4 protein-coding genes are annotated in these 6,387 nt (G+C 70.7%); 3 read left to right on the top strand and 1 reads right to left on the bottom strand.

The window, feature by feature from the left end; genetic code table 11:
- Positions 1–99: 99 nt before the first annotated feature.
- Both proS and lysA read left to right on the top strand, forming a co-directional pair.
- A complete protein-coding gene (proS, locus tag VGR37_06210; protein HEV2146974.1) occupies positions 100–1,596 on the top strand; it encodes a proline--tRNA ligase in 1,497 nt (498 codons plus the stop codon).
- Positions 1,597–1,751: 155 nt separating this feature from the next.
- Positions 1,752–3,032 (top strand): diaminopimelate decarboxylase, encoded by a 1,281-nt coding sequence (gene lysA, locus VGR37_06205; GenBank protein HEV2146973.1) that lies wholly within the window; start codon positions 1,752–1,754, stop codon positions 3,030–3,032.
- Between the two features lie 87 nt (positions 3,033–3,119).
- Here lysA and VGR37_06200 read toward each other — a convergent pair whose 3' ends face one another.
- On the bottom strand, positions 3,120–4,448 hold the full coding sequence (locus VGR37_06200; protein HEV2146972.1) for a putative glycoside hydrolase: 1,329 nt from the start codon (positions 4,446–4,448) through the stop codon (positions 3,120–3,122).
- A gap of 295 nt (positions 4,449–4,743) precedes the next feature.
- On the opposite strand from VGR37_06200, the gene guaA reads away from it, so the two are divergent.
- A complete protein-coding gene (gene guaA, locus VGR37_06195) occupies positions 4,744–6,288 on the top strand; it encodes a glutamine-hydrolyzing GMP synthase (GenBank protein ID HEV2146971.1) in 1,545 nt (514 codons plus the stop codon).
- Positions 6,289–6,387 lie beyond the last annotated feature (99 nt).

The raw sequence follows: 6,387 nt of genomic DNA, 5'->3' as shown, positions 1-6,387 counted from the left end.
GCCGTGCGGCCCGCGCCGCCGCGGGCTGGACACCGGGCGCTCCCGACGCGGGGGCGCCCGGCTCGACACGGACAACCGGAACTCTTTCGATACACTGACATGGCGAACGACAAGGCACTCACGACCCGGGCGGAGGACTTCAGCGCCTGGTACAACGAGCTGGTGCTCCGGGCGGAGCTGGCGGACTACTCGCCCGTGCGCGGCTGCATGGTCATCCGCCCCTACGGCTACCGCCTCTGGGAGCTGATGCGCGACCAGCTGGACCGCCGCTTCAAGGAGACCGGGCACCAGAACGCGTACTTCCCCCTCTTCATTCCGCAGTCGTTCCTTGCCCGCGAGGCGGAGCACGTGGAGGGCTTCGCCAAGGAGGCGGCGATCGTCACCCACACCCGCCTCAAGGCGGTGGAGGGCGGCGGGCTGATCCCCGACCCGGACAGCAAGCTGGAGGAGCCCCTGATCGTCCGCCCCACCTCGGAGACCATCATCTACGAGATGTTCTCCAAGTGGGTGCAGAGCTACCGCGACCTGCCGCTCCTCTACAACCAGTGGGCGAACGTGGTGCGCTGGGAGATGCGCACCCGCCTCTTCCTGCGCACCACAGAGTTCCTCTGGCAGGAGGGGCACACCGCGCACGCCACCGAGGCGGAAGCGGAGGAGGAGACGCTGCAGATGCTCGGCGTCTACCGCGAGTTCATGGAGGGGTGGCTGGCGATGCCCGTGCTCACGGGGCGCAAGAGCGAGTCGGAGAAGTTCGCCGGGGCTCTGCGCACCTACGCTACCGAGGCGATGATGCAGGACAACCGCGCCCTCCAGGCGGGGACCTCGCACAACCTGGGGCAGAACTTCGCTCGCCAGTTCGAGCTGAAGTTCGCCAGCGAGTCGGGTGCGGAAGAGTACGCCTGGAACACCAGCTGGGGCGTCTCCACGAGGATGATCGGCGGGCTGGTGATGACGCACGGCGACGACCAGGGGATGGTGATGCCCCCCCGCGTCGCGCCCATCCAGGTGGTGATCGTCCCCATCTACCGCAAGGACGAGGAACGCGAGCTGGTGCTGGGCAAGGCGCGCGAGATCGTGGCCGCGCTGGACGGGATCCGCACGCACGTGGACGACCGGGACAAGATGTCTCCCGGGGCCAAGTTCTACGAGTGGGAGACCAAGGGCGTCCCCTTCCGCATCGAGGTGGGGCCCAAGGACATCGCCAAGGAGCAGGTGGTGCTTGTACGGCGCGTCGTGGGCGAGGGCGAGGAGCGCAAGCAGTTCCTCCCCGAAGCGGAGGTGCTGGCCTCCATGGCGGAGCGCCTGGAGCAGTTCCAGGCGTTCCTGCTGGAGCGGGCGCGTGCGCGCCGAGAGGCGAGCTCCCACCGCGGGGTGGACAGCTACCCGCGCTTCCGCGAGATCATCGACGGCGAAGGCGGGTTCGTCTACACCGGCTGGTGCGGCTCGGCGGAGTGCGAGGCCCGGGTGAAGGAGGAGACCAAGGCCACCATCCGCGTCCTCCCCTTCGAGGAGTTCCGCTCGCCCGAGGCGCCCACGGAATGCGTGGTCTGCGGCGGGGAGTCCGTCACCGAGGCGGTCTGGGCGAAGGCGTACTGAGCCCGGGACGCCGGAGCTGGACATGGGGCGGAGCCGCGGCGCGCGGCTCCGCTCTTTCCATGGCCGGGGCCCGGGGGGCGGGCTGGTCGGAAGTTCGTCCACCGCGTAGATTTCCACCCTCGCCGACGGCCCGCATCCCGTACTCCGGTCATCGCATGGAAGTTCTCTCGGCTCCTAATGCGTCCCGCACCGAAGCGTTTCCTCGCCGGGACGGGGTCCTCTTCTGCGAGGACGTCGCGATTCCCGACCTGGTGGCCCGCTGGGGGACGCCCCTTTACATCTACTCCCGCACCGCGATCCGGGAGCGCTTCCGGGAGCTCACCGAGGCGCTCGCGCCCGTGCCGCACCTGATCGCCTACTCGGTCAAGGCCAACGGCAACCTGGCGGTGCTCCGCACCCTGGCGGAGATGGGGGCGGGGGCGGACATCGTCTCCGGGGGGGAGCTGCACCGGGCGCGGCTGGCCGGGATCCCGGGGGACCGGATCGTCTTCAGCGGGGTGGGGAAGACCGTCAATGAGCTGGCGGCGGCGCTGGACGCGGGGATCTACGCCTTCAACGTGGAGTCGGAGGGGGAGCTGATCGCCCTCTCGGAGCTGGCGAAGGCCACGGGCCGGAAGGCGCCGGTGGCGCTCCGGGTGAACCCCGACATCGAGACGCCGACGCCGCACGCGTACACCCGCACCGGGCACGCGGCCACCAAGTTCGGGATCGCGGCGGAGCGGGCGCGCGACCTGTACTGCGTGGCCGCCAAGCTCCCGGGGATCTGGGTGCGCGGGGTGGACGTGCACATCGGCTCGCAGATCCTGGAGGTGGAGCCGTACCGCCGCGCGCTGCAGCACGTGCTCGACCTGGCCCACTCGCTCAAGCAGGAGGGGCTGCCGCTGGAGTTCGTGGACCTGGGGGGCGGCTTCGGGATCTCGTACACGGGCGAGGAGGGGATCTCCCCGGCCGAGTTCGCGGAGGTGGTGGTCCCCGAGCTCCTGGACAGCGGGCTCAAGCTGCTGGTCGAGCCCGGGCGCTTCGTCGTGGGCCACGCGGGACTGCTGGTGACCCGCGTGCTCTACCTCAAGGAGGGGGGCGGGAAGCGCTTCATCATCACGGACGCGGGGATGAACGACCTCCTCCGGCCCAGCCACTACGCCGGGTGGCACGCGGTGGACGCGGTGCAGCTCCACGGGCGCGAATCGGTCCGCGGCGACGTGGTGGGCCCCATCTGCGAGACCGGCGACTTCCTGGCGCTCGACCGGGAGCTGGAGCGGCCCGAGCCCGGCGAGCTGCTGGCGATCCACACCGTGGGCGCGTACGGCTTCTCCATGAGCAGCACCTACAACCAGCGTCCCCGCCCCGCCGAGGTGATCGTGGAGGGGGGCGAAGCGAAGCTCGCGCGCCGCCGGGAGACGCTCGACGACCTTGTGGCGGCAGAGCTGGGCCTGTAGGCGGCGCCCGGTCGGACAAAGCGCAGCGCGGGGCGGCTCCTGGGTCAGGAGCCGCCCCGCTGTGTTTGACCCGCGAGCTCCGGGCGCTCAGTCCATCCCGACCGCCGTCGTTCTCTCGGGCGACAGCCGCTCCCGCGCAGCCGCGGCGCCCTCGCGGTCGAAGCGGTCAACCATCCGCACCAGCCGCTCCGGCGCCCCGAACTGCTTCGCCCGGGGTGTGGTCTCCCGCTCCAGGCCGGCGGCGACCGCGTCGTACCTGGAGGCGGCGTTCCACAGGATCCAGTCCTCCAGCCCCAGGTCGTAGAGCGCCCGCGTCTGGGCCCGCAGCTCCTCCGGCCCGTAGCGGTGGCCCATGCTGAACGCCTGGATCCAGGGGACGAGGCGCGCCGGCGTGTGCCCGGCGTCCCGCATCCGCTGGTTCCGGATCACCCCCATCCCCACCGAGGTGAAGACGGTCTCGTAGGGGAGCCGGTTGGGGGTGCGGATCCCCGGGAGGTGCGTGGGGAAGTAGTGCGACGGGTACACCATGGGGAGGAGACCGTCGGCGATCCCCGAGAGCGTCTCCCACTGCTGCCCGATCCCCACGTCGGCGGCCTCGTTCATGGAAAGCCCGAACACGTCCGCCGTGACCGTCACACCCAGCGGGTGCAGCCGCCGCCGGGCCTCGCTCAGGAACCCCGCGATGGCGTCGGTCCGCTGGCCGCCCTCCCGGGCGTGCACCTGCTTCGGGAGGCTCCGGTACGCCTCCGGGAAGCGGACGTAGTCGAACTGGATCTCTCGGAAGCCGGCGCGCGCCGCCTCCTCCGCCACGCGGATGTTGTAGTCCCACACCCGCTCGTCCCACGCGCTCATCCAGCGGTTCCCCGCCTTGTCGATCCACAGCTCCCCCTGCGGGGTGCGGATGGCCCACTCCGGCCGCGCCGGGGCGAGGTAGCGGTCCTTGAAGACCACGACGCGGGCGATGGGGTGGATCCCGTGCGCCTTCAGCGTGTCCACCACGGCGCGGAGGTCCTTCAGCGGGATCGTCCCCTTCGACACCTCGCGCGCCAGCGGGTCCTCGCTCACGTAGCGGATCCCGTCGTCGTCCTTGACGTCCACGACGAAGGCATTGATCTCCGTGGTCTCGGCCAGCGCGAGGAGGGCCGCCCGCTTGGCCGGCGTGGCGAAGGCGTACGAGCTGACGTAGACCCCGCGGATGATGGGCGGTACCGTCTCGCGCGGGGCGGGCGGCGGGGGCGGAGGCTCCGGCGCCCGCGCGGCGGACGGCTGCGCCGCGGCTTCCTCGGAGAGGAACGCGCTCGCCGTGCGGGCGAAGCCCCCGGGGCGGTCGAGCTGTTCGGCGGACTCCGCGCAGGCGGAGAGGAGCAGGGCGGCCGCGAGCAGCGGCAGGACGGGGGAGACGCTCGCACCACGCATACAGCAGTATACCTTTTGACGACGGGGGAGGACCGGGAAAGCGGCCGGCGGGAGCCGGTGTCGGGGGCGTGAGGGCGACGACACCGGTGCCGACGGATGTTTCCGTAGCGCACAAAAATCTCTCCGCGAAAATGGTGCCGCAAGGTCAAGTCGGGAAGACGGGGTGGAACGCACCCGGGGCACCGGAGGCGCCGGTGCCCCGGGGGACGGCCGCTTCGCTTTCCACGCCTCCGCCGTCCCCCTATCTTGTCGCCTTCGCCCAGCGCTCACCCGAACGGCGACGGACCGGACGACCGTGGATTCCAACCGCATCCTGATCATCGACTACGGCTCGCAGTTCACGCAGCTCATCGCCCGGCGGATCCGGGAGGAGCACGTCTACTGCGAGATCCACCCCCCCACGCGCTCGCTGGAGTGGATCCGCGAGTGGGCGCCCAAGGGGATCATCCTTTCCGGCGGCCCCTCGTCCGTCTATGGCGAGGACGTCCCCACCGCCGAGCCCGAGCTGCTCCGGATGGGCACTCCCGTGCTCGGCGTGTGCTACGGGATGCAGCTCATCACCTTCCTGGAGGGCGGCGTGGTGGAGCGCGGCAAGCGGGAGTACGGCCGCGCGCAGGTGACGGTGCAGGACCCGTCCGGGATCTTCGACGGCTTCGCGGCCGGCGAGTCCACCCCCGTGTGGATGAGCCACGGCGACCACGTGGTGGAGCCGCCGCCGGGGTACCGCCTCCTCGCCAGCACCGAGGGGCTGCCGTGGGCCGCGTTCCAGGCGGAGGACCGTCCCGTCTTCGGCGTGCAGTTCCACCTGGAGGTGGTGCACACCGTCCGGGGCGCGGACATGATCTCCAACTTCGTCTTCGGCATCTGCGGGTGCGCGCCCACCTGGACGGCGGGCTCGTACATCGACAGCGAGGTGGAGCGGATCCGCGCGCTGGTGGGTGACGCGCAGGTCATCTGCGGCCTCTCGGGCGGGGTGGACTCGTCCGTGGCCGCCACGCTGGTGCACCGCGCCATCGGCGACCAGCTCACCAACGTGTTCGTGGACACCGGGCTGCTGCGGAAAGGCGAGCGGGAGGGTGTGGAGCGCACCTTCCGGGCGCACATGGGGATGAAGCTGGAGACCGTGGACGCGTCGGAGCTGTTCCTGGAGCGGCTGAAAGGGGTGGAGGACCCGGAGCGGAAGCGGAAGATCATCGGCAACACCTTCATCGACGTGTTCGAGGACGCCGTCGCAAGGGCGGGCTCCGACGCGAAGTTCCTGGTGCAGGGGACGCTCTACCCGGATGTGATCGAGTCGCTCTCGGTGAAGGGCCCCTCCGCGACCATCAAGACGCACCACAACGTGGGCGGGCTCAAGGAGGACATGAAGTTCGCGCTCATCGAGCCGCTCCGCGAGCTGTTCAAGGACGAGGTGCGGCAGGTGGGGCGCGAGCTGGGGCTCCCGGAGGAGATGGTGGGGCGGCACCCCTTCCCCGGCCCGGGGCTGGCGATCCGCATCCTGGGCGCGGTGGACCGGGGGGAGCTGGACGTGCTCCGCCAGGCGGACGCCATCTACCTGGAGGAGATCCGCGCCGCGGGTCTCTACGACGACATCTGGCAGGCCTTCGCGGTGCTGCTCCCGGTGCGCTCCGTGGGCGTCATGGGCGACGAGCGCACGTACGAGAACGTGTGCGCGCTGCGGGCGGTCACGAGCCGCGACGGGATGACGGCGGACTGGTACCCGTTTCCGCACGACGTGCTGGCGCGGATCTCCACCCGGATCATCAACGAGGTGGACGGCATCAACCGCGTGTGCTACGACATCTCGTCCAAGCCGCCGGCCACCATCGAGTGGGAGTAGCCGGGTCGTCGGCACTACCCTGGTGCATGGGCGTCTTCCTGCCGAATTACCCGGTGATGGGTCATGAAACGAAGCGGGGTCCGTCGCGTTCCGACGGAC

It is taken from the genome of Longimicrobiaceae bacterium, assembly GCA_035936415.1.
GTDB lineage: Bacteria > Gemmatimonadota > Gemmatimonadetes > Longimicrobiales > Longimicrobiaceae > JAFAYN01.
This window is presented reverse-complemented; position numbering and strand designations above follow the sequence as displayed.

Coding starts and splice junctions, on each gene's coding strand:
- lysA (HEV2146973.1), top strand. CDS start 1,752: ATGGAAGTTCTCTCGGCTCCTAATGCGTCCCGCACCGAAGCGTTTCCT.
- proS (HEV2146974.1), top strand. CDS start 100: ATGGCGAACGACAAGGCACTCACGACCCGGGCGGAGGACTTCAGCGCC.
- VGR37_06200 (HEV2146972.1), bottom strand. CDS start 4,448: ATGCGTGGTGCGAGCGTCTCCCCCGTCCTGCCGCTGCTCGCGGCCGCC.